Source organism: Aliihoeflea aestuarii (assembly GCF_024105665.1).
GTDB classification, from domain to species: Bacteria; Pseudomonadota; Alphaproteobacteria; order Rhizobiales; family Rhizobiaceae; genus Aliihoeflea; species Aliihoeflea aestuarii.
This window is the reverse complement of the sequence record NZ_JAAAMK010000008.1, coordinates 88,896-113,349: the sequence shown is the minus strand read 5'-3', so window position 1 is coordinate 113,349 and position 24,454 is coordinate 88,896. Positions and strand designations below refer to the sequence as shown.

Here is a 24,454-nt window from a genome sequence, read left to right as displayed (position 1 = left end):
CACGTGCAGTTTCAACCGACAGATGACCAGCAGGCCTTTCGAGAGACAGCACAGCGTTTCGCACGTGAAAAGCTGGCCGAGAGCTATCAGAAGCGGGCAACCGAGCACGTGATGGATCGCGGGCTCATCAAGGAGATGGGGGCGCTTGGGCTGATCGGCGCCGATCTGCCCGAGGAGTTCGGCGGGTTGGGCGAGAGCTCCGTCACGGCCGGATTGATCGTCGAGGAAATCGCGCGCGCCGATTTCAATGTCAGCTACATCCAGCTTCTGGGGTCGCTGATGGGCGGCATGGTCGCGAAACACGCCTTGCCCGACATCGCCAAGGAATGGGTGCCCCGCGTCACGGCGGGTGAGGCGGTGATAGGGTTGGGATTGACCGAGCCGCGCGGCGGATCGGACGCGGCGAACCTGCAACTCAGGGCCGCCAAATCCGGCAACGGCTGGCGGCTGAACGGCGAGAAGACGTCGATGAGCTTTGCCGCGCAGGCCGACGCGGCGGTGGTCTTTGCCCGTACCGGCGATCCCGAGGGCGGATCGCGGGGCGTCAGTGCGTTCCTCGTGGACCTGAATGAAAATGGCATCAACCGCACGCATTTCGACGACATCGGGACCAAGCCCGTGGGGCGCGGTTCGGTCTTCTTTGACGACGTCTTCGTCCCCTCCCAATGCCTGATGGCCGAGCAGGATCGTGCCTTCGGCACGATCATGGCTGGCTTCGACTATTCCCGAGCGCTGATCGGGCTGGAATGTCTGGGCGCGGCGCGGGCCTCGGTAGACGAGACCTGGACCTATGTGCAGGAACGCGAAGCCTTTGGTGCGCCGCTGGCGCAGTATCAGGGGGTCAGCTTCCCGCTGGCCGAGGCCGAAACGCAGCTTACCATGATGCGACAGCTTTGCTACTACACGCTCGATCTGCGCGACCGCGGCCTGCCGCACACCAAGGAGGCGGCGATGTGCAAGTGGTACGTGCCGAAAACCGCGTGCGAGATCATCTATCAGTGCCTGATCCTGCATGGCCACTACGGCTACACCACCGACCTGCCTCACCATCAGCGCTACAACGATGTTCTGGGCCTGCAGATCGGCGACGGTACCGCGCAAATCCAGAAGCTCGTCATCGCGCGCGAGAAGGTCGGCCGCATGGCGCTGCAATACGACAAGAAGGCCAAGGGAGGCGCGAGATGAGCGTTCCCGTCAATGTCAGCGCCGAGGGCAGCGTCGGCATTATCGAGCTCGCCCGCCCCGACAAGTTCAACTGCCTTTCGCTGGAGGTCCACGAGTGTATCTCCAGGGCCCGCGAAAGCTTTGAGGCCGACCGCGACATCCGCTCGATCCTGATCTGCGCACAGGGAAAGCACTTCTGCACCGGCGCCGACCTGACCGAGGTGAAAGGCAAGATGAGCGATGCGCAGACGCTGGACCACTTCATCGCCTTTGGGATGGAAGGGCTTCGCAGGCTGGAACAGAGCCGTCTCCCCGTGGTCGTCTCGGTGCAGGGCCTTTGCCTGGCCGGCGGGCTCGAGCTGATGCTGTCCTGCGATGTCTGTTTCGCTGCGGAAAGCGCTCAGTTCGGCGACCAGCACGCGCAGTTCGGGCTGATCCCTGGCTGGGGCGGCAGCCAGCGGCTGACCCGGCTGATTGGCTTGCGCCGGGCGCTCGATCTGATGTTCTCGGCCCGCTGGCTGACGGCGGCAGAGGCGAAGCAAGCCGGACTGGTGAATTACGTCGTACTGGACCAAGAGCTGCGCCAGGAGGCGTTAAACTACTGCCTGACGATCGCCACCCGCTCACGGCCCGGCATTGCCGAGATGAAGCGCCTGGCACGCGAAGGCGCCGACATGGGCCTCGACCAGCAGATGCGGCTGGAGCGCGACGCTGCCGTGCGTGCGCTACGAAGCGACGACGTGGCCGAAGGGCTGGACGCATTCGAAAGCCGGCGCGCGCCGGCCTTCAAAGCCTGACAAGAGGTGCGGGAATGGACTTCACGCTCAACGATGAGCAGCGCCAGATCTACGATTACGGCGCCCAGCTCGCGCAGAAATTCGACAACGCCTACTGGCTGGATCACGCCCGCCGGCACGCCTTTCCCAAAGAGATGTTCCAGCAGATCGCCGAGGACGGCTTTCTCGGCATCATGGTACCCGAGGAATATGGCGGCGCCGGTCTCGGCATGACCGAGATGGCGCTCTTCATGGAGGGCACGGCGAACCACGGCATCCCGCTCCTGATGATGGTGGTCGGCCCCACCATGTCGCTGGCGCATATCGCCAGCCACGGGACCGAGTTCCACCGCAGGGAACTCCTGCCGGCCGCGTGCCGGGGCGAGATCCAGTTCTGCTTCGCGATCACCGAACCGGGCGCCGGGTCCAACACGATCAAGGCCACGACGCTTGCCAGGCGCAAGGGCAACCGTTTTGCGCTAACGGGGGAAAAGACCTTCATCACCGGCGCCGACGTCTCCGACTACTGCCTCGTGGTGGCGCGCACCAAGCCTCACACCGAGGTCTCCCGCAAGACCGACGGCTTCACCCTGTTCGCCGTGGACCTGAAGAAGAACGGCGTAGAAATGCAGCGGGTGAAGGTTTCAATCCCGCTCCCGGAAGAACAATGGACGCTGTTCTTCGACGAGGTGGATCTCGGTCCCGAGGATGTCGTGGGCGAGGTGGACGACGGCTTTTCGATCCTGTTCGATTCGCTCAATCCCGAACGCATCATCCTGGCGGCGCTTTGCTGCGGCATTGGCCGGTTCGCCCTACGGAAGGCAGTGGCCTATGCTTGCGAGCGCAACGTCTTTGGTCAGCCGATCGGCGCGCACCAGGGCGTGCAGCATCCGCTGGCCAAGGCCCACACGGCCGTGGAAATGGCGAGCCTGATGACCCGCCGCGCGGCCTGGGAATTCGACAACAAGCTTTCGGCCGGCGCCTCGTCGAACATGGCGAAATATGCCGCCGCCGAGGCCGGGATCGAAGCCGTGGACGCCGCCCTTCAGGCGCATGGCGGGTCGGGTTTCACGGAAGATACCGGGCTGTACGAGCTTTATCCGTTGGTGCGCCTGCTACGCACCGCGCCGGTGAACCGTGAACTGTGCCTCAGCTTTATTGGCGAGAAGGTAATGGGTCTGCCGCGGTCGTACTGATCGCGAAAACCCAGGGAGGAAAGCATGCAACACGGAATGCGCTTCCGGCGGGCCGATGCCGGCGCGAAGGCCAACGACCGGTTCTGGCACGAGATCGAGGGTATGCCGCTCGACGAGGTGCGCCGCATCCAGGAGGAGCGGCTGGTCGAGCAGATGGCCTATCTCAAGGCCAACTCGCCCTTCTACCAAGACAAGTTCGATGCGGCCGGCATCGATTTCGATGAGATCCGCACCATTGAGGATCTGCAGAGGCTGCCCTTCACCTACAAGACCGAGATACGCGAAAGCCTGTCGGCCGAGCCGCCTTTCGGCCGCCACCGCGCCGCGCCCGTGGAAGACATCATCCAGATGCAGGCGTCCTCGGGGACGACCGGCAGCCCCTCCTACGTGGCGTTGACAGAATCCGATGCCGAGATGTGGCACGAGATGACGGCGCGCTGCTTCTTCGCCAACGGCGTGCGGCCCGGCGACATGGTGCTGCACGCCTTCTCGCTCGCCAAGGGCTTCGTAGGCGGCATCCCGGTGATGCAAGGCCTGCAATATATGGGCTCCATCGACGTGCCGGTGGGAGCCGACGGCGGCGCCGACCGGCTCCTGCGCGCCTGCGCCGACACGCGCCCGCGCTGCGTCGTCGGGGCGCCGAATTTCGTGATCCACCTGGCCGAAAAGGCCGAAGAGGTGCTGGGCGTTCCAGCGAGCAGACTGGGCGTGGAACGAGTCGTCGTCGGCGGGGAGCCGGGCGGCGGCATTCCGGCGATCCGCGCCAAGATCGAAAAACTGTGGGGCGCCAAGTGCACCGAGATGCTGGGCGGTACCGACCTGGGCGTGACCTACTGGGCCGAGTGTGACCAGCAGTCGGGCATGCACATGGTCAACATGGACTACGTTTTGACCGAACTGCTCGATCCCGAGACCGGCAAGATCATCCCTTGGGCGGAGGGCGCCAGTGGCGAGATGATCTACACCGCCCTCGGCCGCCGGGCGAGCCCGCTGGTGCGCTTCCGCTCTGGCGATTTCATCGAGGTCTTGGGCACGACCTGCGCCTGCGGCCGGTCGGGTCCCAAGATCCGCTGCACAGGGCGCACCGACGACATGCTGATCGTGCGCGGGGCCAACGTGTTTCCCTCGGCGATCAACAGCATCGTCAACGAGATGGTGCCGCAAACGAACGGCGTGATGCGTGTGGTGGCCGATTTCGAGGGCCACACCACGCAAGAACCACTGAAGATCATCGTCGAACGCGGTCCCGACCGCGACCGAGATGGTGACGCGAACCTGAAGAAGAAGATCGAGCAGCGCCTGCGCGACGCCCTGGTGTTCCGGGCCGATGTCCGGATCGTCGATGCCAACACCTTCGAAAAGCCGGGCGCGGCCAAAGTGGCCTTCGTGTTGAGAAAGTACCCCGATCTGCCATGACGAAGCTGAAATCCGTGGTCGACACCGGGTCGGAAGACTTCCGGGCCAATGACACGCATTACCGCGCCAAAGTGGCCGAGCTGCACGCGCTGCGGCTCAGCCAACGCGTCGGCGGGCCGGAAAGCGCACGGGCGCGCCACGTGAAGAAGGGCAAGTTCCTGCCGCGCGAGCGCGTCGAGCGGCTGATCGACCCGGGCACGCCGTTCCTCGAGCTCGGCGAACTCGCCGGGCTCGACAAGTACGACGGCGTGCCGCCCGGCGCGGGCATCATCACTGGCATCGGCGTGATTGAGGGCCGCCACTGCATGATCATCGCCAACGACGCCACGGTGAAGGGCGGCACCTATTTCGGCATGACCTGCCGTAAGCACGTGCGCGCCCAGCAGATCGCCTGGGCCAATCGCCTGCCGGTCGTCACACTGGTCGATTCCGGCGGCGCGTTTTTGCCTGACCAGGAGAACATCTTTCCCGACGAGGGCCAGTTCGGCTCGATATTTCACAACCAGGTCGGGATGTCGGGCGACGGCGTGCCGCAGATCGCCGTGGTCATGGGCCCCTGCACCGCCGGCGGCGCCTATATCCCGGCGCTTTGCGACGAGGTGGTCATCGTGCGCGGCCAGGGCTTCATGTATCTCGGCGGGCCGGAACTCACCTTCGCCGCCACTGGGGAGAAGGTCGACAACGAGACCCTCGGCGGCGGCAAGATGCACTGCTCGGTCTCGGGCGTGACCGACCATCTCGCCGAGGACGACGCCCACGCGCTCGCCATTACGCGAGAAATCGTCAAGCACCTGGGCGAGAAGCACTCCCCGCGCAAGACGCCGGCGTCGCCGCGCGACCCGGCCTACGCGGTAGAAGAGATCTACGGCATCGTCAGCCGGGACCCCAAAGTACCCACCGAGAACCGCGAGATCGTGGCGCGGCTGGTCGACGGCAGCGATTTCCACGAGTTCAAACCGCTCTACGGCGACACTTTGATGACCGGCTGGGGCCGCATTCACGGGCACGAGGTGGGGATTCTCGCCAATACCGGCGTGCTGTTCGTCGAAGCGGCGCTGAAGGCCACGCATTTCATCAATCTCTGCGTGCAGCGCGATATTCCGCTGCTGTTCCTGGCCGATGTCAACGGCTTCATGGTGGGCCGCGAGGTCGAGCAGATGGGAATCGCCAAGGCGGGCGCCAAGATGATCACCACCATGTCCTCGGCGCGGGTGCCGAAGTTCACCATCATCACCGGGGGTTCTTACGGAGCAGGATACCTGGCCATGTTGGGCCGCCCCTTCCAGCCCGACGCGATGTTCGCCTGGCCGACCGGCCGCGCTGCGATCATGGGGCCGGAACAGGCGGCGAGCGTATTGGCCCAGGTGCGCGCCCAGATCAACGAGCGCGAGGGCAAGACATGGACGAAGGAGGAGGAAGAGGCCTTCAAGGCGCCTATCCGCAAGGAATACGAGGATTTCCAGGGCGCCTACAACTTCGCCTCGAACCTCTGGGTCGACAGCGTGATCGAGCCCTGCGAGACCCGTGAGGTCATGGCGCTGCTGCTCGACATCACCTCACGGCGACCAAAGGTCGAAACCCATTTCGGCGTGTTCAGGATGTGAGGCGGTGACAGTGAAGATCAAGACGCTTCTCATCGCCAACCGCGGCGAAATCGCCTGCCGGATCGCCCGCACGGCGCGGATACGGGGCGTCCGGCCTGTCGCCGTACATTCCGAAGCCGACGTAAACGCGCTCCACGTGCGCGAGATCGGCCACTCGATCTGCATCGGCGGCGGGCCGGCCTCGGAAAGCTATCTACGCATCGACGCCGTGCTGGCCGCGGCGAAGGCCACCGGGGCCGACGCCGTCCATCCCGGCTACGGTTTCCTCGCCGAGAACCCCGAATTCGCCCGCGCGGTCGAGGCCGCCGGTCTGATCTTCATCGGACCGACGCCGGAAACCCTGGAACGGTTCGGCGACAAGGCCAGCGCCAAGGATGCCGCCATCGCGGCCGGCCTGCCGGTGATCTCGGGCGCCGCGGGCGCCCTGTCCGATCCCGATCAAATCGCCGCCGAAGTGCGCCGGATGGGGCTGCCCGTGCTGCTCAAGGCCGTGGGCGGCGGCGGCGGACGTGGACAGCGGTTGGTGGCAGACGAAAAGACCCTGATGACCGACATCGAGGGTGCGCTGCGCGAGGCGAAGTCTACCTTCGGCTCGGAAGGTCTCCTGCTGGAACGGTTCCTCCCCGAGGCCCGCCATGTGGAGGTGCAGATCGCCGGCGATGGCAAGGGCCACGTCGTGCATCTTTTCGAGCGCGATTGCACGCTGCAGCGCCGGCATCAGAAGGTGATCGAGGAAGCCCCCGCCTGGGGGCTGCCCCGCGACCTGCTCGAACGGATCGCCCAGGACGCCGTGCGGCTGGGGGAGACGCTCGACTACCGCGGGCTCGGCACGGTGGAGTTCCTGGTGGCGGGCGAGGATTATTTTTTCCTCGAGGTGAACCCGCGCATCCAGGTGGAACATCCCGTGACCGAGGCGATCACCGGGCTCGACCTCGTGGCGTTGCATCTGCGTATTGCCGAGGGTGCGGGCCTTGGCCTGAAGCAAGACGATCTGACGATTGACGGTCACGCCATCGAGGCACGGCTCTATGCCGAGGACCCGTCGATGCAATTCGCTCCTTCCACCGGCACGCTGACCACGTTGAGCCTGCCCGACGGTCTGCGCATCGACAGCGGCGTCGAGGTAGGCGATGCCGTCACCCCCTACTACGATCCGATGATCGCCAAGCTGATCATCCACGCGCCCGACCGCGAGACAGCGCTGGCGCGGCTCGCGCTGTCGCTGGATCATGTCGCGGTCGAAGGCGTCGAGACCAACCGCGCCTTCCTCGCCGCGCTCGCCCGCAACGCCGATTTCGGGAAAATGAACGTCCACACCCGCTGGATCGACGAGCGGCTGGACGATCTGACCGCGGCGGCGAAAGTGCCGGGCGCCCGGCTCTGGAAGGCCATGGCAGCGGTGCTTTTCGTCACCCGCGGGCGCTCAGACGGCGCCGCCGAACCTTGGTCGAACCGCGACCTCTTTACCAACTGGCGGCTCGGCCTTGGCGGCGACGCAATGGAGGCGGGCCAGCGCGTGATGCTGACCGACGCAGCGGGAAGGTTTGAGGAGCTCTGCGTCGGTCCGGTCCGCTCCGGCGACACCTACACGGTCTACGGCAGCGACGGTACCGCCCTCACTTTCTCCTGCCGTGAGATCGCGCCGGGCCGGTGGCGCGTGGCGCGTGGCGAGACGGTAGACATGGCAACCGCGCGCCTTCATTCCGAGGTGATCGAGATCGACGCTGCGCCGGGCCGGCTTGTCTTCCGCCCGGCACCACCCTTGGCCTCGGCCGGCGGCGACAGCGCTGCCGAAAGGATCGTCGTCTCGCCACTAACCGGAATGATCGTCGACGTCAAAGTGTCCGAAGGCGACGCGATAACGGAGGGCGATGTCGTAGCGGTCCTGGAATCAATGAAGCTCGAGATCTCCATCAAGGCATCTGCCTCCGGCATGGCCGCGAATGTTGCGGTGTCCAAAGGCATGATGGTGGATCGCGGTCAGATGATCGCCGAGATCATACCACCCGAAAAGGAACAGGCATGAGCGATTTTCCCAAGTTCGTAGAGTTTCGTGAAGAGGGCCCGCGCGAGGGCTTTCAGATCGAAAGCAAGACCTACCCGATCGAACAGCGGATCGAACTGATCGACATGCTCAGCGATACAGGACTGAAGCGCATCCAGGTGGGCAGCTTCGTCAGCCCCAGATACGTGCCGCAGATGTCTGATACGGGCGAGCTGTTCCAGCGCATCAAGCGCAAGTCCGGTGTGAAATACACCTCGCTCTGGCTGAACGAGAAGGGGTTCCGCAAGGCGTTGACCGCGCATGAAGTCGATATCGACCCGCGTCTTTTATTCTATCCGTCTGAAGCTTTCGCACAGGCAAACAACAACTGCTCCTCAGCGGAGATGCGCGAGCGGCAGCGCGAGTGGGTGCGGCTCTACAAGGAAGCGGGCTACACCGTCGATGCGGCCTATGTGATGACCGCGTTCGGCTGCAACCTGCAGGGACCGATTCCGCAGGAGCAGGTCCTGAACGACTTCCGCTTTGTCCTCCAACTTTGCGAGGAAGAGGATATTCCGGTACCTATCCTCGTGATCGCCGACACGATGGGCTGGGGCAACCCAGAGGCGGTCAAGCGCATGGTCGGCGCCCTGCGCGAGCTTGCGCCCGGGGCGCGCATCGGAATGCATCTTCACGACACGCGCGGGCTGGGCATCGCCAACATCCATGCGGCGTTGTCGATGGGGGTGGATATGTTCGAAAGCTCGGTCGCCGGCCTTGGCGGCTGCCCCTTCGCCGGCCACGGCAACGCCCGCGCCGCAGGCAATGTCTGCACCGAGGACGCGGTTTTTTTGTGCCACGAGCTGGGCATCGAGACGGGCATCGACCTGGACAAGCTGATCGCCGCCGCGGTCAAGGCCGAAGAGATCATCGGCGCGCCCCTGATGGGCCGGGTGATGCATTCCGGCGGACTCGACAAGTTTCGCAAGGCGAAATGAGGAGATTGATATGGGAAAAACGCTGGACGGAAAGGTCGTGCTGGTCACTGGCGCGGGCGGCGGGATCGGCCGCGAGATCGCGCTGATGGCGGCAGCCGAGGGAGCGTCGGTCGTAGTCAACGATTTGGGCGCGTCACTGAAGGGTACTGGCCACACTCTCACTGCTGCGCAAACGGTGGTGGACGAGATCAAGGCCGCCGGTGGCGACGCCATCGTCGATGGCGGCAGCGTAACCGACCCGGACGCGGCCCGGGCCATGGTCGAGGCCGCCGTGAAGGAATTCGGCCGCATCGATGCAGTCGTGAACAATGCCGGAATCCTGCGCGACGGCTTCTTTCACAAGATGAGCCACGAGGACTTCGATGCGGTGGTGAAAGTACACCTCTACGGCGCCTTCAATACCTCGCGCGCCGCGACTGATTATTTCCGCGAGCAGGAAGGCGGCGCGCTGGTGCACATGACCTCGACCTCGGGCCTGATCGGCAATTACGCCCAGGTGAACTATTCGGCGGCCAAACTGGGCATTGCGGCCTTTTCGAGATCCGTCGCGCTCGACCTCAAACGCTGGAACGTGCGGTCCAACTGCATCGCGCCCTTCGCCTGGAGCCGGATGATTTCCTCGATCAAGACCGACACGCCGGAACAGGAGGCGCGGGTCGATAAGATCAAGAAGATGACGCCCGCCAAGGTCGCGCCGATGGCCTGCTATCTGATGAGCGATCAGGCCGCAGAGATCTCGGGCCAGATCTTTGCCGTTCGGATGAACGAGATCTTCCTGATGAGCCAGCCGCGGCCGGTGCGTTCCGTGCATTCCGGCGACGGCTGGACCGCCGAAACGATCGCCGAGCATGCCATTCCCGCGCTCAAGTCGCATTTCACGCCGCTTGAAGTTTCGGCGGACGTCTTTTCCTGGGATCCGGTTTGATGAGCAAGCGCAAACAAAAAATTACGTCGAATATCGGCTGGAGCACACCCGATAAGATCTGCGTGCGCGGACTCGACCTGCCGAACGAGATCCTGGGCCACATGAACCTCGGCGATCTGGCGTTTCTCCAGTTGACGGGCCGCAAGGCCACGCCCGACGAGAGCCGGGTATTCAACGCCATCGTCATCACGCTCGTGGAACATGGTATCACGCCGTCCGCCCTGGCCGCGCGCATGACCTATATGGGCGCGCCGGAATCGCTTCAGGCCGCAGTCGCGGCGGGGCTCTGTGGGTTGGGCACGGTGTTCGTCGGCTCGATGGAAGGCGCCTCAAAGATGCTGTACGAGGCACTGCCGCAGGACAAGCTGGGCACCGGCGCAGATCTGGATGCTATCGCCGCTGAAACGGTCGAAAAATTCCGCGCCCGCAAGGCGATCGTGCCGGGGCTGGGCCATCCGGTGCACAAGCCGGTCGATCCCCGCGCGCCGCGGCTTTTCCAGATTGCGGCCGAGAACGGCAAGTCCGGCGAATATGTCGCGCTGATCCAGAAAATTCAGGCCGTGGCCGAAGATAAGTCAGGCAAGATGCTGCCGATCAACGCCACCGGCGCAATCGGCGCTATCTGCTGCGAGTTCGGCTTCCCATGGAAGATCGTGCGTGGCTTCGGGGTGATGGCACGCGCGATCGGGCTGGTGGGCCATATCCTCGAGGAGAGCGAAAATCCGATTTCCTACGAAATATGGCAGCGCGCTGAAGAGGAGATCCTGGAGACTAGCGGCACTGGCGCGCACAGAGCTAGGTGACGAATGCAGACCTCCGCCCCCGAAAACCATGACGATCTGCGCGCGGCGCTGCGCGCGCTCTGCGCGCAATTCCCACCCGAATATCACCGCCAGCATGGTGCGGATGAGACCTACCCCGAAGAGTTTGTTGAGGCGCTGACCCGCGCGGGCTGGCTTGCCGCGATGATCCCCGAAGAATATGGCGGCTCGGGGCTAGGGCTAACCGAGGCCTCGATCATCATGGAGGAGATCAACCGCTCGGGCGGCAACGCTGGCCATTGCCACGGCCAGATGTACAACATGGGCACGCTCCTGCGGCACGGATCGGGAGAGCAGAAGCGGAAATACCTGCCCGGCATCGCCAGCGGCGAACTGCGGCTGCAATCAATGGCCGTGACCGAACCCACCACCGGCACCGATACTACCAAGCTCAAGACCACCGCGGTCAAGACGGGCGACCGCTATGTGGTCAACGGTCAGAAGGTCTGGATCAGCCGAATCCGGCATTCCGACCTAATGATCCTGCTGGCGCGCACGACGCCGATCAATGAGGTCAAGCGCAAGGCGCAGGGCCTGTCGATCTTCATGGTCGATCTGAAAAAGGCGATTGGCAATGGCATGAGAGTAAGCCCGATCGCGAACATGCCGGGGCACGAAACCTACGAGGTTTTCTTCGATGAGCTCGAGATCCCAGAAGAGAACCTGATCGGTGAGGAAGGGCGCGGCTTTTATCATATCCTGGATGGCTTGAATGCTGAGCGCACCCTGATCGCTGCGGAATGTATCGGCGACGGCTACTGGTTCATTAATAAAGCCCGCGCCTATGCGGGGGAGCGGATCGTGTTCGACCGGCCCATCGGCCAGAACCAGGGAGTGCAGTTCCCAATTGCCAAGGCTTTCGTCAACCTCGAGGCAGCCAATCTGATGCGTTTCGAAGCCTGCCGCCGCTTCGATTCCGGCGGCGATTGCGGGGCGCAGGCCAACATGGCCAAGCTGCTTGCCGCCGATGCGTCCTGGGAGGCGGCCAATGCATGCATCCAGACCCATGGCGGGTTCGGGTTCGCCCGGGAGTACGATGTGGAACGCAAGTTTCGCGAAACCCGTCTGTACCAGGTGGCGCCGATATCGACCAACCTGATCCTGTCCTATGTCGCGGAACACATCCTCGGCATGCCAAGGTCGTTTTGAGGCGCCTCGTGCTGGCGCGGCAATCTGGAACGGGAAGAGCGCGGATGACAACCGAAGTCGACATCGATCATCTGCGAGGCTGGATCGGCACTGAGGAGAGCGCTTCGGAAACCATTAGCGACGTACTGCTGGCACGGTACCGCGCGACCTTGGGCCGGTGGCTCGCGCCCGCCGAGGCAGGGCACGGACCACTGGGCCTCCACTGGTGCCTCACACTGCCTCCAGCCGATTTCGAGACGCTTGGAGCGGACGGACACCCGGCCCGGGGCGGCTTTATGCCTCCTGTGCCTCTGCCTTCGCGCATGTGGGCCGGCGGCGAGTTGCGGCATCTGAGGCCGCTGCCTGCGCTGGGAACCGTCAAGCGCCGGTCGGTCATCGCCGATGTGACCCTGAAACAAGGGCGCAGTGGCCCGCTGGTGTTGGTTGCGGTCAAGCACAAATATGTCGCTGACGGCGAAACCGCGGTTGTCGAGACCCAGAACATTGTTTATCGGGCAAGCACGGTGCCCGGGCCCGCGCCCGCTGTTCCGCCCGAGGCGGCAAAGCGCGTGCAGGAGGTCCTGACGCCCGATCCCATTTTGCTGTTCCGCTATTCAGCAATGACGTTCAACGGCCATCGTATCCACTACGACCGTCCCTATGCCTGCGAAATCGAGGGCTATCCAGACCTGGTGGTTCATGGGCCGCTGCAGGCTACATTACTCATCAATCTGGCCGCGAAGGCATGTGGCCGCATACCGGCAGTTTTCAGCTATCGGGGCTTGGCGCCATGCTATAGCGGCAAGATGTTGATGCTGTGCCAACAGGGGACGCCGACCGAAGGCACGGTGTGGTGCGAGACAGCCGACGGACTGAGAACAATGCAAGGCACATATCAGTCCTGATCGCTTTAACGAACGATCGAATTCACGGGAGAAGATGTTGAGCGGAACGGAGACGAGCCGGAAGCGTTCTGGCGAACATGGCACTGCCGAACTGGCTGAATTCGCGTCAGCGCTGTCCATACGGGATATTCCCGAACATGTCGTCGAACGGTGCGTAGACCTCTTTGTCGATTGGGCCGGATCGGCGCTTTCAGGCGCACGCCATCACGCGATCCTTGCGGTTGACGATTTCGCCAAGGAAATGGGCCCCAACCATGGCCGGTCAGAAGTGCTCATCTCGGGCCGCATGACCTCACCGCTATTCGCCGCGATGGTTAACGCTGCCGCTTCGCACGTCTCTGAGCAGGACGATGTGCACAATGGTTCAGTGTTCCATCCGGGGGCGGTGGTGTTTCCCGCCGCACTGGCCGTGGCCCAGAATATCGGCGCAAGTGGCCGCGACTTCCTGACGGCATGCGTCGCCGGCTATGAGACAGGCATTCGCGCCGGCGAATATCTGGGCCTTCCGCACTACAAGATCTTTCACACCACGGGAACCGCGGGCACTCTCGCTGCGGCCGCTGCTGCTGGCCGGCTGCTTGGGTTGGGCTCTGAGCAGATGCTCAATGCTTTCGGCTCGGCCGGAACCCAGGCCGCGGGTGTATGGGAGTTTCTCAGAGACGCCGCCGACTCCAAGCAGCTCCACACCGGGAAGGCTGCAGCCAACGGGATGACTGCAGCAAGTCTCGCAGCGCGGGGGTTTACCGGCGCACGTCGCATCTTGGAGGGGGAACAAGGCATGGGCGCAGGAATGTCACGAAACTGCGACCCCGCAAAAATCACAGCTGGTCTTGGTGTGAGATGGGCGCTCGCCGAGACCTCCTTTAAGTTTCATGCGTCATGCCGCCACACGCACCCTGCCGCCGACGCTTTGCTAAAAATTCTGCATGAGCACGATCTGCGCGCCGATGATATTCAGCATGTCACCGCTCACGTTCACCAGGCGGCAATCGACGTGCTGGGGTCGGTCGTGCGGCCCGCCACTGTGCATCAGGCGAAATTCTCGATGCCTGCTACGCTGGGGCTCATTGCCGTGCATCGGCGCGCCGGGTTGGACGAATTCGATACGGTCCTGGAGGATGAAGCGGTCCGAGAGCTCATGCGAAGGGTCGACATGATCTTCGACCCGGAAGTGGAGCAGAACTACCCGGCCACCTGGATGGGGAAAGTATCGGTAACGATACGAGGCGGGACGGTTTTGACAGCCCGTGTCGACGAGCCGAAAGGAGACCCCGGTAACACCTTGACGCGCGACGAGATCGAAAAAAAAGCGCGTACTCTAGCACAGTATGGTGGCGCCCTCGATGGCGATGGGTGGACTCGCGTCTCCCGCAAACTTTGGTCGGTTGCTTCACTCGATGAGATCGGATCGCTGCTTCGCTGATTGACTGCTGTTCTTCTTACTTCGGCACCACTGGATACGAATGTCGAACCCAATCAGACTGTGTTGAAGGTCTGGGGGTCTTCCTCAATTTGTGTGGTTCACCCCGCTGTTAGGCCGTGTGGACGAATTGACTCAGATATAGGTTTGAGGGTTCCGTCGCGGAATCCGGTCTGATTCATAGATAGCCGACTGATTCTGGAGGTCGGCGATGTCCACAAGGATGACGGAAGCAGATTGGGCGCACACGCTGGAGGTGTTCCGGGCCTGCCTGCCGCGACGCGGGCGCAAGGCGGCGGACGACCGGCTGTTCCTGGAAGCGATGCACTTCTTCAGGGTGGAGAACGTGCGCTGGCGTGCGCTCCCGGAGCGGTTCGGTCCCTGGAATTCCGTGTGGAAGCGCTTCGACCGGCTGAGCAAGGCGGGCGTGTTCGAGGCCTTCTTCGACACGCTGGCTTCGATGAGCACATCGGCGCATCTGATCCAGAGATCCAGATGTTCGACAGCACCATCGTGCGTGCCCATGTCTCAGCGGCCGGCGCAAAAGGGGGCAGCAGGGTCAAGCGCTCGGCCGCTCGCGGGGCGGGTTCACGACGAAAATCCATGTCAAATCAGATGCATCGGGAACCATGATCGGTTTCGACCTGACTGGCGGCGAGAAAGGCGACGCGCCGCACTTCCCCATCCTCCTCGACATCGGGCCGGACATCGTGCCCCGCGCCGCCATCGGCGACAAAGGCTATGCCAGCAAGGCGAACCGGGCCGCCGCACGAGCAGAGGCATCGCCCCGGTCATTCCCTACAAGGCCAACGAGAAGGACAAGCCCGCTTTCTTCGCAAAGGTCCTCTACAGGGCTCGCGCTCGCATCGAACAGGGCATCGGCGTCGTCAAACGCTTCAAGCGCGTCGCCCTGCGGTGCGAGAAAACCGCCCGTAACTATCGATCCATCGTCAGCTTCGCAGCGGGACCATGCTTGATCAAATTCGTCCACACGGCCTAGCGCCCTGGCGTCTGCTCATGAGCTTGTCCTGCCTGATCGCAATGGACCCGAACGAAAAGAACGTCATGCAAGCCTAGACGCCTTGCTGAGGGCGATTTTTACGCCCTATTCCGAGACCGAGGACAAGGACCGTCAGTTCTCGGAGCGCTTCTACGGCCGCTTTGAGCGCCGCATACCACTCGGCTACGAGGTCGAGGACGACAAGGTCAGCGCCGATTTCAAGAATGGCGTGCTGACCGTCGCCCTGCCCAAGACCGAGCGTGCGCAGGCGAAGGCGAAGCGCATCGCCATCAACGGCAAGCACTGACTACGGTGCTGGAGGCGGTCTGGCCGCCTCCAGCATCTCCTTCTCTTGCGAGGGAAACACGAACTATGCACAACAATACGGTTCCCACGGCGAACAATCACCGGCCCGACAACGACAATTGTCCGGTCGGTTCTTTCGCGTTGTCCTTCGGACGCTCCACTTTCCCGCGCGATGCGGTTGCGCGCATTTACAGGCCGGCGCGGTCGGCGATGACATCCGCACGGCCTCGTCGGGCCTGGCGGCTATCGTTCGAGCGCCGGAGTGCGCCCTTCATCGAGCCACTGATGGGCTATACCGGCTCCAGGGACACGCTCACCCAGGTAGAACTCAGCTTCCCGACCCGCGAGGCTGCGATCGCTTACGCGGAACGTCAGGGTCTCACCTATGTGGTGCAGGATACTTCATGCCCTGATCGGCACGATCCTGCCGCACGGCGGACAATGGAGGAGCAGGCCTTTTTCGACATTGTCCAGAACCGGCTGCAGCATGCCTGGTTGCAGGCAAGTCAGACGTATGGTGTGTCGGCGTGCCGATTCCGACGAAGCCGCCCCTTTGTTCCGATTTGATTGCGCCCCCGGATTCCGAGATGATCTCGCCCCCTGGGGCCGGGGCCTGGCTGGCAGTTTGAGTTGTCCTTTCGTCAGGGGTCCGAGTCAAGCATTTCGGGCTTCCTTCCGGCGCATGCTGTCGCCGGTCAGATCGATGCGATGCGCGTTATGGACGAGGCGGTCCAGGATGGCGTCGGCATAGGTTGGGTTTCCGATTACGTCATGCCAGGCCGACACGGGCAGTTGGCTGGTGATGATGGTGGAGCGCCGTCCGTAGCGATCCTCGAGTATTTCGAGGAGATCGTGGCGGGCCTGGTTGTCGAGCGGCTCCAGACCCCAATCGTCGAGGATCAGCAGATGGACGCGGGCGAGCGTGCGCTGCAGACGCGCATAGCGGCCGTCGCCTCTTGCGAGCGCGAGATTGGCGAACAGACGCGGGACACGCTGGTAGAGGACGGAGCGGTCGTCACGGCAGGCCTTGTGGCCGATCGCACAGGCAAGCCAACTCTTTCCCACGCCCGACGGCCCGCAGATGGCCAGATTGTCATGGGCATCGATCCAGTCGCCGGCGATCAGCTTGACGAACAGGGTCCGGTCGAGGCCGCGGTCGGCGCGATAGTCGACATCCTCGGGGACTGCCTGATGGCGCAGCTTGGCGAAGCGCAGGCGGGCTGCAAGCTTGCGGTCGTGGCGCCAGCTCCATTCCCGGTCGAGCAGCAGCGCCAGCCATTCTGCATGCGAGAGCCGTTCGGCCTCGGCATTGGCGGCCAGTTCATTGAACGCTCTGGCCATTCCGGTCAGGCCCATGTCGTTGAGGCGGTCGAGGGTGGGGTGTGCGAGCATTGCCTTCTCCTTCAGTGGTAGTAGCGGGAACCGCGGATGTTGGGATGGTCGATGGGATCGCGTGACGGCTGTGGTCCTGATGCCGAGGCCCGGTCGAGATGGTTGTCGAGGATGGAACGGACGGAGCCGTAGGTGCGCGCGCCGATCTCCAGCGCGCGGCCGCACGCGGCGTTGACGCGCTCGCGGCCGAACCCCTTGACCAGTCGGATGATGCCGAGGCAGGCGCGGAAGCCTTGTTCGGGATGAGGCCGCTCGGCCAGAATCTTCTCGCACAAAAGGGCCGCGTCCGGGCCGATCGCGGAGGCCTCCCTGGTGATCCGCTCGATCGTCCAGTCGGCGAAGCGGCGGTGCGAGGACGGCATGTGCTCGGGAACCGTGGTGTGCCGGCCATTGCCGCTGGAGCGCATGTGAGCGGCAATACGCTCGCCCTTGCGGAACAGCTCGATGGTGGTGGCAGTGATGCGAGCCTCGATCTGCTCGCGCGCGAAGCGCCAAGGCACAGAGTAGTAGTGGCGGTCGATCTCGACGTGATAGTCGAGCCCGGCGCGCCGCACGCGCCATTCGGCATAGACATATCGCGTCGCCGGCAGCGGCCGCAGTGCCGGACGGTCGATCTCCTCGAACAACTGACGCCGTGTGCGCCCGACCCGGCGCAGAACCCGGCGGTCATTGAGATCGGCGAGCAACTCGCCGATCGCCGCGTTGACCTCGGCAAGACTATGGAACACGCGGTGCCGCAGACGACCCAGCAGCCACCGCTCGACAATCCGCACAGCGGCCTCGACCTTCGCCTTGTCGCGTGGCCGGCGCGGCCGCGTCGGCAACACCGAACTGCCGTAGTGATCGGCCATCCCGGCATAGCTCCGGTTGACCTGGGGATCGTAGCGGCAGGCCTTGATGACGGCGACCTTGGCGTTGTCGGGAACAAGCAGCGCCGGCGCGCCGCCAATGGCTTCCAGCGCGTTGACGTGACAGCCCAGCCAGTCGGCCAGCGTCTCGCTCCAGCGCGCCTCCGCGTAGGACAGGCTTGATGCACCCAGCACCGCCACGAACAGATGCGCCTGGCGTGTCTTGCCCCTCAACCGATCGACGACCACCGTCACCGTGTCGCCGGCATAGTCGACGAACAGCTTCTCGCCCGCGCCATGGTTCTGGCGCATCGTCACCGGCAGGTTCGCCGCCCACCCCCTGTAGAGGTCACAAAAACGGCTGTATCGGTAACCGTCGGGATGGCGCTCGATATATTCGTCCCAAAGGATCTGCAGCGTCACATGCTTGCGCTTCAACTCGCGATGCACATGCGCCCAGTCGGGCTCGACGCTGCGGCGGTGACCCGTCTTCGTGCCGGCCGCCCTGTAAAGCGCGGCTTCCAGGTCGGTGTCGGTGATGTCATCACCCAGCGGCCAGCTCAGTCCGGCAGCCTCAACCCTTCGCAGCGTCTCACGCACCGTCGAGGGCGCTGTCGCTCGGCACTTAATGATGAGAATCATGCTTCAATGATCTCAGATGCTTACGCCGGCACTTAATTTGCGAATGGGCAGTTAATTCGATAATGCCCATTGGCTTTTGCCACTTAATGTGAGAATGAGACTCGTTATGTTTTCCTCGCGAGCCTGCCATGAGCGATCGGTTCCCTGATGAGATCGACGAAGCGCTTTGGGATGAAGCTTGCCGAAGGGCAGATGCGCTCCGTGAATTCCTGAGGCGCAATCCTGACGGCACGACCGCGGCAAACGTTTCGGGGTTCGCTGCCGAGATGGATGTGAGCCAGGCGACGGCCTACCGGCTGATCAAGCTGTTCCGCGTCGGTGGGACCGTTCTGTCTCTTGTCGATCGCAAGCGCGGACGTCCTGTGGGTCATCGTACGCTGGACGAGAAACGGGAAGAGATCGTTAGCAAGACAATCAAAAAGCTCTACTTGAAGCGGACCCGACCGACGATCTCGCAGTTGGTGCGGGACGTGCAGACGAACTGTATTACGGTCGGGCTGAAGCCGCCACATCGCCGAACGATCGTCGCCCGCGTGAAGGACATCGACCTGCAGAAGCGCGCAAATCGGCGTGGCGAACAGAAAATCGTCAAGGCGACAACGGCCGTCCCCGGATCATTCGAGGTCTCCCGTCCCCTGGCAGTGGTCCAGATCGACCATACCAAGGCAGACATCTTTGTCGTTGACGAGGAGACGCGGCAGCCTATCGGACGGCCATGGCTGACGCTGGCTATGGATGTCTGCAGCCGGATGGTGACCGGCTTTTATCTCACGATGGATGCGCCGTCCCGCCTGTCCACCAGCATGTGCCTGCTACACTCCGTCTTCGACAAATCGGCATGGCTGCGGGAGCGCGAGATAACGGAGCCCTGGCCCGTCGCCGGTCTGCCGGACATGGTGCATGTTGACAATGGTGCCGACTTCCGAAGCCGGGCCTTCAAGCGAGGGTGCCAGGACGCGGGCATCGCGATCGAGTGGCGGCCACCCGGTGAGCCGCGTTTCGGCGGTCATATCGAGCGCCTGATCGGCACTCAGATGGGCAGGCTGCATCTCCTGCCCGGAACAACGTTCAGCCACGAACAGGAGTTGGGCGCCTATGACTCGAAGCGACATGCGGCACTGACTCTGAGGGAGCTCGAGCGCTACATCGCTCTCGACATTGTCGGCGCTTATCATCAATCGATCCACAGCAGTCTGGGTCGACCGCCGATCGCGGTGTGGCGGGAGCACGAGGGCGAAATCCCGCTTCGGTTCCCGCAAGATCGAATGCGCTTCTGGCTGACGTTCCTGCCGGAGCAGGAGCGGACGTTGATGCCTGACGGGATTCATCTGTTCAAACTGCGCTACTGGTCGCCGGCATTGAGCGCCGACGTCGGACGTTCTGACCGGCGCCTACTCGTAAAATACGATCCGCGCGACATGGCGCGCATCTTCGTCCGGCGGCCATCTGGAAACTTCGTCGAGGCCCGTTATGCCGACGTGACCCTGCCCTCGATAACGCTGCACGAGGCACTCACCGCCCGGCGTACCTTACGTGCAAAGGGCCGTCGCGAAGTCGACACCCGCGCCATCGTCCACACCGCCGTCGCGCAGCGAGAATTGGTCCAGGCGGCAACCAATAAGACGGCGGCTGCGCGACGCGGGAAGGCTTCTTCGAAATCGAAGGTGGATGACCGGGGATTGGGCTCGCTCCGCGGCGTCGACTCCAGCAAACCTGTACCCTTTGTTGAGGATACAGAATGAGCTGGAGTGAAACATGAGCGATCAAATCTCCCACCTGACCGCCGGCGCCGGCGCACTGCTTGCCGAACCTGACGAGCGGCGCATTCGCGCGATACGATCGCGCCGATGGGTGCTCTACCCACGTGCCAAGCAGGCGCTCGATCGGCTGAGCCGGCTCCTCGACCATCCACGCGGCACACGCATGCCTTCTGTCGCGATCTATGGCGACAGTGGCATGGGCAAGACCATGATGATGAAGCGGTTCCGGGACGAACACCCGCCGTGCTTCAACCCGGTGACGGGTACGCTGAAGACACCCGTTCTGGCCATGGAGATGACGAGCCGGCCCGGCGAGCGGCGGTTCTACGCCGAACTGCTCACCCTTCTCGGCGCACCACAAAGGCCACGCGCCGACATCGCCCAGATGGAACAAGCGGCGCTACGCATCATGGAGGCCATTGGTGTTCAGGTGCTGGTGATCGACGAAGTGCACAACATTCTCGCCGGATCCTATCGCGAGCAGCGCATTGTCCTGAACACGCTGCGTTTCCTCAGCAATCGTCTGCAGATCTCCCTGGTCTGCTTCGGCGTTAACGAGGCGCGCGAGGCGATCGGTGGCGACGTCCAGCTTGCACGCCGGTTTGAGCAGTTCACCTTGAGCAGGTGGGCGGCGAACGAGCAGTTCGAGACGCTGGTGGCGTCGATCCTGCGCAATACGCCACTGCGTCGACCCTCGGTTCTCACGCCGAAATCACTGCGACGGATTCTGCAGATAACCGAGGGCATTACCGCCAGCATCTTCCACATGATCAACGATCTCGCGGTTGACGCCATCGAACGCGGACAAGAGCATATTGCAGACGAAGCTGTCGAAAACTGGGAGCCGGAGTTCGAGGCCGAGGCGGCGTTCGCATGACGGAGACCGCGCCGCCACGGCAGTTGCCGGTGAGATTGCCGCCCTACCCTGACGAGCTTCTGTCGTCCTGGATCAGTCGCCATGCCGCCTTCTACGCGGTCCCGCCGCTCGTCATGCTCCAGCATTGCCTGCCGGAGGCCTCCTCATTGCGAGCAGTCGATCTCCATCTGAGCGGCGATCAGGAAGTCCGCCTCGCCAGTATTTTCGCCGCCAAACCGGCTGTTTTACGTCGAATGACCTTCATCAATGTGCCGAAGTCGTCGCATCGACTAATCGCCGCGAGGCCGGCACAGACCTGTGCACGTTGCAGCCCCGGTAGCGCGGAACCAGCGCCAATCCTGCGAAACCAGCTGCTGGGGTGGCGGATTACCTGCGCGCATTGCGGAACACTACTACGAGGGTTCGGCAAAGATGAACTTCCCTCCCCTTTCCGGCAAAATCACCGTGCGGCTCTGCGGGGTGAAAAGCTGCTCGACGACGAAGCCGAACGCGGTATTCGAACCTGGACATCGGCGACCGAAATCGCCCGGCTTCTGTTGATGCGGCGAGTGATCTGGCCCCTACCGCGCGAGCATGAGCTTTGGCGCTACCGGGTGCTCGGCGCCATCATTCCCGATCTCGACCATGTCGTTGCCAAGCAATTGCAGAATCTGCCCACACCTGCAAAGCCGATCCTGCCGCTTGATATGCGGCCGGCTCTGCTGGCCGGCGTTGCGATCGTCGAGCGCGCCGGCCCGGAAATGCTCCGGATGCTGCGTGGGCACATGATGGGCGACAACCGGGCCCGATTCTCTGACGCCGCAGAGAACATGATAGCTCAAGCCGGCACGCTGCGAGCTTCTAGGCAAATGCAGTTAATTTGAGAATCTGGCTGCAGGGATTCTCACGATTAAGTGCCTAACTCGGGCAAAACCACCGCATTCTTGCATTTAAATGCCAAGCGACAGGTAAACGTGCCGATGATGGATGCGATGGTCAACTTCAATCTGATCGAGCATCTCTGGGGCGCAACGCTCGACCGGCCCGATCTGGGCATGGGTTACAGCCGGGTATTCTCGCCCCATCATCGGCCTTATCCAACGCAGGACGGGCACATCTGTGTGATGGCGGCGATGGACAACCAGTGGCTGCGTCTCTTCGACGCCATAGGCCGGCCCGAGCTGCGCGACGATCCACGATTTGCCACAGCAGAGTTGCGCACCGATCACATTGACTAGTTATATTGGTTCCTCGCCGAGGCAATCGCGGGGAATACAACCGCCGAGTGGCGCCGCCGGTTCGACGCGGCCGACGTGCCGAATGGACCGGCCAACAGCCTGGAGGATCTGCTGGTTGATCCCTATCTGGTTCAAACCGGGTATTTCGAGCGCCACGAGCACCCGACAGAGGGCGCCGTCGTGACGCTCCGGATACCGGTCCAGTTCTCGGACAGCCCCGGCCGGGTGCGCCGGCTGCCACCGCGGCTGGGCGAGCACACGGAGGAGGTTCTGTCCGAAATCCGCCTTCCGCGCGCCGACGCCTGACGGAACCAGGCCAGGCGGGCAGCCGGTGCCCGGCTGGCCAGGATCGGTTCGCGGCCAACCGGACCCGCCTGTCCCAAGCTTCCGGCTCCGCCCATTTTACTGCGCGGTATAGCCGCCATCGACCACCATTTCGGATCCGGTCATATAGGATGCCTCGTCGGACGCCAGAAACGGCACCGCCCCGGCTACTTCTTCCGGTTGGGCCGGGCGCTGCATGATCGTTGTCCCAAGTATATCCTTCTGACCGTCCGGGTCAGCCAGTCTGAAAGGAACCATCGCCGGAATCAAATGTGCGGAAGATCCTGTACGTTATCCATCCAGGATTTCTTTCGAGATGGTCATTCATGCGTCCTTTCGATGAAGCATGGACCGGATCAGTCATACACAAAAGGTCGGACACTCTCGCTGCCGCCCATCTGCGCCATATCGCCGAAACCCAATTCGCCCGCGCCGTTCGCGCATCAACTCGTCGCCGAGATCGGGACCGGCGAGGCGCATCTACGCCAGATCAATGTGGCCGAACGTATGCACGGCTCGCCCGGACTTCAGCTGCATAACGGACGACCAGGCTGAGTGTCGAAGGGCAGGATTCAGATGCACCCACCGGCTGACTTCTGCGCGTTTTTGGTGGCCTGGCCCGACACAGGAGCCGGGCCGACCACGATCTGGTATCAGTTCCTTTTCAGCGCGGACCGGAAGGCTTCCAGGATCTCGGTTCCGGGCTTGCCTTGGGCATCGAGTTGCTCGGCCCATTCGGACCCAACCGTCGACAGGATCTGGTTCAGCTTTTCGACATCTCCGGCGGGCAGGTCAACGAAGGTCACGCCCGCCTCGGCGATCTGCTGCTTGACTTCAAGGTTCTGGCGGTCGGCAGTTTCGCATCCTTCCCTAGTCAAATCTTCGCCGATCTCGGTGATCGCCTGCTGGACGTCTTCGGGCAGACTGTCCCACTTTTCCTGCCTGATCACGTAGGTCGCGACAAAGGAACCAAAGTTCATCCCCTGCGTACCCCAGTCAAGGAATGTTTCCATTCCGTAAGGGGTGACACTGGGATAGGGGAAGAGCCCGGCGTCGATCGTCCCGCGCGACAGCGCCTCGCGCACTTCGGGCGCCGGCATCTGCACCGGCACGCCGCCGATTTTCTGGACGGTCAGGTCAAGCGCGCCGCCAGTGCTGCGGATCTTCAGGCCGTCCATGCTGTCCAAACCGGTGATCTCACGGCTCGACGTCAGCAGGTTGTAGGGCGGCAGCACCATCGCCATCAGCAGGCGCACGCCGTTCGGCGCGAATTCGGCCTGGTCTAGCGCGCCGCCGGGCTTGGCGATCTCCCAATAGGCCATCGTGCCCTCACACGACGTCGAAAACGCCTCGGGCAACTGCCCGACCGCCGAAAGGGGCATCTTGTCGCTGACATAGGAGGGGCCGACATAGCCGATATCGGTCACGCCGGTCTGGGTCAGCGAGAGCAGGTCCTTGGCCTTGCCGAGTTGCTGAGCCGGGAAGTACGCGAACTCGGTTTTCCCGGTCCGCTCGCTCACCCGTTCCATGAAAGGTTCGATCAGGCTCTGGGCAATGTAATGGCCGGTGGGCAGGCTGTCGGCCGCGCGCAGTTCGATCTCCTGCGCTGCAACCGGCTGCACGGCGAGCGGTAGCAAGGCAACGCTCAGGGCCCAGCCCGCTGTCCGTAAGGGCGATGGGAATTTGGATATTCTGGTCATGATTTCATTCTCCTCCTGTCTTTTAGGGTTATGGACTGGCGCTATTGCGCA

General features: G+C 63.2%; 20 protein-coding genes and 4 pseudogenes. 20 read left to right on the top strand and 4 right to left on the bottom strand.

Translation table 11 applies throughout. From position 1 onward, the window contains the following. Positions 1 to 3: 3 nt before the first annotated feature. The 16 genes and pseudogenes from GTW25_RS20600 (at position 4) to GTW25_RS15560 (ending at position 16,210) form a co-directional block, all read left to right on the top strand. A complete protein-coding gene (locus GTW25_RS20600) occupies positions 4 to 1,185 on the top strand; it encodes an acyl-CoA dehydrogenase family protein (RefSeq protein WP_252913155.1) in 1,182 nt (393 codons plus the stop codon). Then, positions 1,182 to 1,961 carry an enoyl-CoA hydratase/isomerase family protein gene (locus GTW25_RS15625; protein ID WP_252913154.1) on the top strand — a complete coding sequence of 260 codons (780 nt, stop codon included), beginning with the start codon at positions 1,182 to 1,184 and terminating at the stop codon, positions 1,959 to 1,961. The genes GTW25_RS20600 and GTW25_RS15625 overlap by 4 nt, the downstream gene beginning before the upstream one ends. Positions 1,962 to 1,975: 14 nt before the next feature. Further along, positions 1,976 to 3,136 carry an acyl-CoA dehydrogenase family protein gene (locus GTW25_RS15620; RefSeq protein ID WP_252913153.1) on the top strand — a complete coding sequence of 387 codons (1,161 nt, stop codon included), beginning with the start codon at positions 1,976 to 1,978 and terminating at the stop codon, positions 3,134 to 3,136. Positions 3,137 to 3,160: 24 nt separating this feature from the next. After that, positions 3,161 to 4,552 (top strand): phenylacetate--CoA ligase family protein, encoded by a 1,392-nt coding sequence (locus tag GTW25_RS15615; protein ID WP_252913152.1) that lies wholly within the window; start codon positions 3,161 to 3,163, stop codon positions 4,550 to 4,552. Further along, entirely contained in the window at positions 4,549 to 6,156 is a 1,608-nt protein-coding gene (locus GTW25_RS15610; RefSeq protein ID WP_252913151.1) for an acyl-CoA carboxylase subunit beta, read from the top strand. Before GTW25_RS15615 ends, GTW25_RS15610 begins: the two co-directional genes overlap by 4 nt. A gap of 4 nt (positions 6,157 to 6,160) precedes the next feature. Continuing rightward, complete coding sequence (locus GTW25_RS20595; RefSeq protein WP_252913150.1) at positions 6,161 to 8,182, top strand: acetyl/propionyl/methylcrotonyl-CoA carboxylase subunit alpha; 2,022 nt, start codon at positions 6,161 to 6,163, stop codon at positions 8,180 to 8,182. After that, complete coding sequence (locus GTW25_RS15600) at positions 8,179 to 9,138, top strand: hydroxymethylglutaryl-CoA lyase (RefSeq protein ID WP_252913149.1); 960 nt, start codon at positions 8,179 to 8,181, stop codon at positions 9,136 to 9,138. The genes GTW25_RS20595 and GTW25_RS15600 overlap by 4 nt, the downstream gene beginning before the upstream one ends. A 10-nt stretch (positions 9,139 to 9,148) precedes the next feature. After that, entirely contained in the window at positions 9,149 to 10,063 is a 915-nt protein-coding gene (locus tag GTW25_RS15595; RefSeq protein WP_252913148.1) for an SDR family NAD(P)-dependent oxidoreductase, read from the top strand. Beyond that, on the top strand, positions 10,063 to 10,866 hold the full coding sequence (locus tag GTW25_RS15590; RefSeq protein WP_252913147.1) for a citryl-CoA lyase: 804 nt from the start codon (positions 10,063 to 10,065) through the stop codon (positions 10,864 to 10,866). Before GTW25_RS15595 ends, GTW25_RS15590 begins: the two co-directional genes overlap by 1 nt. Positions 10,867 to 10,869: 3 nt before the next feature. Continuing rightward, positions 10,870 to 12,033, top strand: a complete 1,164-nt coding sequence (locus GTW25_RS15585; protein WP_252913146.1) for an acyl-CoA dehydrogenase family protein — start codon at positions 10,870 to 10,872, stop codon at positions 12,031 to 12,033. 44 nt (positions 12,034 to 12,077) lie between these two features. After that, positions 12,078 to 12,917 (top strand): HTD2 family dehydratase, encoded by an 840-nt coding sequence (locus GTW25_RS15580; RefSeq protein ID WP_252913145.1) that lies wholly within the window; start codon positions 12,078 to 12,080, stop codon positions 12,915 to 12,917. Between the two features lie 37 nt (positions 12,918 to 12,954). Further along, positions 12,955 to 14,340 (top strand): MmgE/PrpD family protein, encoded by a 1,386-nt coding sequence (locus GTW25_RS15575; protein WP_252913144.1) that lies wholly within the window; start codon positions 12,955 to 12,957, stop codon positions 14,338 to 14,340. Positions 14,341 to 14,548: 208 nt separating this feature from the next. Then, positions 14,549 to 14,767 (top strand): annotated as a pseudogene (locus GTW25_RS20720) (transposase); the annotation flags it as partial. A 169-nt stretch (positions 14,768 to 14,936) separates the two neighbouring features. After that, positions 14,937 to 15,337, top strand: a pseudogene (locus tag GTW25_RS20715) (transposase). 109 nt (positions 15,338 to 15,446) lie between these two features. Further along, positions 15,447 to 15,644: pseudogene (locus tag GTW25_RS15565) on the top strand (Hsp20/alpha crystallin family protein); the annotation flags it as partial. Positions 15,645 to 15,709: 65 nt separating this feature from the next. Then, on the top strand, positions 15,710 to 16,210 hold the full coding sequence (locus tag GTW25_RS15560) for an NADH dehydrogenase ubiquinone Fe-S protein 4 (protein WP_372493194.1): 501 nt from the start codon (positions 15,710 to 15,712) through the stop codon (positions 16,208 to 16,210). Between the two features lie 87 nt (positions 16,211 to 16,297). Here the strand turns inward: GTW25_RS15560 and istB are convergent, their stop codons facing one another. Together istB and istA are read right to left on the bottom strand one after the other, a co-directional pair. Continuing rightward, positions 16,298 to 17,035 (bottom strand): IS21-like element helper ATPase IstB, encoded by a 738-nt coding sequence (gene istB / locus GTW25_RS15555; RefSeq protein ID WP_252913142.1) that lies wholly within the window; start codon positions 17,033 to 17,035, stop codon positions 16,298 to 16,300. A gap of 11 nt (positions 17,036 to 17,046) precedes the next feature. Further along, on the bottom strand, positions 17,047 to 18,525 hold the full coding sequence (istA, locus tag GTW25_RS15550) for an IS21 family transposase (protein WP_372493193.1): 1,479 nt from the start codon (positions 18,523 to 18,525) through the stop codon (positions 17,047 to 17,049). Positions 18,526 to 18,653: 128 nt separating this feature from the next. Here istA and GTW25_RS15545 point away from each other — a divergent pair, with 128 nt between their 5' ends. From GTW25_RS15545 to GTW25_RS15530, 4 genes and pseudogenes are all read left to right on the top strand, one after another. Next, positions 18,654 to 20,267 carry a TnsB C-terminal domain-containing protein gene (locus GTW25_RS15545; protein WP_252913141.1) on the top strand — a complete coding sequence of 538 codons (1,614 nt, stop codon included), beginning with the start codon at positions 18,654 to 18,656 and terminating at the stop codon, positions 20,265 to 20,267. 13 nt (positions 20,268 to 20,280) lie between these two features. Beyond that, complete coding sequence (locus GTW25_RS15540) at positions 20,281 to 21,162, top strand: TniB family NTP-binding protein (protein WP_252913140.1); 882 nt, start codon at positions 20,281 to 20,283, stop codon at positions 21,160 to 21,162. After that, positions 21,159 to 22,025 (top strand): TniQ family protein, encoded by an 867-nt coding sequence (locus GTW25_RS15535; RefSeq protein ID WP_252913139.1) that lies wholly within the window; start codon positions 21,159 to 21,161, stop codon positions 22,023 to 22,025. Before GTW25_RS15540 ends, GTW25_RS15535 begins: the two co-directional genes overlap by 4 nt. A 30-nt stretch (positions 22,026 to 22,055) precedes the next feature. Further along, positions 22,056 to 22,685 (top strand): annotated as a pseudogene (locus tag GTW25_RS15530) (CoA transferase). Positions 22,686 to 22,781: 96 nt separating this feature from the next. On the opposite strand, the gene GTW25_RS15525 reads toward GTW25_RS15530, so the two are convergent. Further along, positions 22,782 to 22,961 carry an SDR family oxidoreductase gene (locus GTW25_RS15525; protein WP_027264377.1) on the bottom strand — a complete coding sequence of 60 codons (180 nt, stop codon included), beginning with the start codon at positions 22,959 to 22,961 and terminating at the stop codon, positions 22,782 to 22,784. 395 nt (positions 22,962 to 23,356) lie between these two features. Further along, on the bottom strand, positions 23,357 to 24,403 hold the full coding sequence (locus GTW25_RS15520) for a TRAP transporter substrate-binding protein (RefSeq protein WP_036051585.1): 1,047 nt from the start codon (positions 24,401 to 24,403) through the stop codon (positions 23,357 to 23,359). Between the last annotated feature and the right edge of the window lie 51 nt (positions 24,404 to 24,454).

Bases quoted from the DNA above. Each gene is read 5' to 3' on its own strand.
- GTW25_RS15625 (WP_252913154.1), top strand. From the start codon at position 1,182: ATGAGCGTTCCCGTCAATGTCAGCGCCGAGGGCAGCGTCGGCATTATC.
- GTW25_RS15620 (WP_252913153.1), top strand. From the start codon at position 1,976: ATGGACTTCACGCTCAACGATGAGCAGCGCCAGATCTACGATTACGGC.
- GTW25_RS15615 (WP_252913152.1), top strand. From the start codon at position 3,161: ATGCAACACGGAATGCGCTTCCGGCGGGCCGATGCCGGCGCGAAGGCC.
- GTW25_RS15610 (WP_252913151.1), top strand. From the start codon at position 4,549: ATGACGAAGCTGAAATCCGTGGTCGACACCGGGTCGGAAGACTTCCGG.
- GTW25_RS15600 (WP_252913149.1), top strand. From the start codon at position 8,179: ATGAGCGATTTTCCCAAGTTCGTAGAGTTTCGTGAAGAGGGCCCGCGC.
- GTW25_RS15595 (WP_252913148.1), top strand. From the start codon at position 9,149: ATGGGAAAAACGCTGGACGGAAAGGTCGTGCTGGTCACTGGCGCGGGC.
- GTW25_RS15590 (WP_252913147.1), top strand. From the start codon at position 10,063: ATGAGCAAGCGCAAACAAAAAATTACGTCGAATATCGGCTGGAGCACA.
- GTW25_RS15585 (WP_252913146.1), top strand. From the start codon at position 10,870: ATGCAGACCTCCGCCCCCGAAAACCATGACGATCTGCGCGCGGCGCTG.
- GTW25_RS15580 (WP_252913145.1), top strand. From the start codon at position 12,078: ATGACAACCGAAGTCGACATCGATCATCTGCGAGGCTGGATCGGCACT.
- GTW25_RS15560 (WP_372493194.1), top strand. From the start codon at position 15,710: ATGCACAACAATACGGTTCCCACGGCGAACAATCACCGGCCCGACAAC.
- istB (WP_252913142.1), bottom strand. From the start codon at position 17,035: ATGCTCGCACACCCCACCCTCGACCGCCTCAACGACATGGGCCTGACC.
- istA (WP_372493193.1), bottom strand. From the start codon at position 18,525: ATGATTCTCATCATTAAGTGCCGAGCGACAGCGCCCTCGACGGTGCGT.
- GTW25_RS15545 (WP_252913141.1), top strand. From the start codon at position 18,654: ATGAGCGATCGGTTCCCTGATGAGATCGACGAAGCGCTTTGGGATGAA.
- GTW25_RS15540 (WP_252913140.1), top strand. From the start codon at position 20,281: ATGAGCGATCAAATCTCCCACCTGACCGCCGGCGCCGGCGCACTGCTT.
- GTW25_RS15535 (WP_252913139.1), top strand. From the start codon at position 21,159: ATGACGGAGACCGCGCCGCCACGGCAGTTGCCGGTGAGATTGCCGCCC.
- GTW25_RS15525 (WP_027264377.1), bottom strand. From the start codon at position 22,961: ATGGTTCCTTTCAGACTGGCTGACCCGGACGGTCAGAAGGATATACTT.
- GTW25_RS15520 (WP_036051585.1), bottom strand. From the start codon at position 24,403: ATGACCAGAATATCCAAATTCCCATCGCCCTTACGGACAGCGGGCTGG.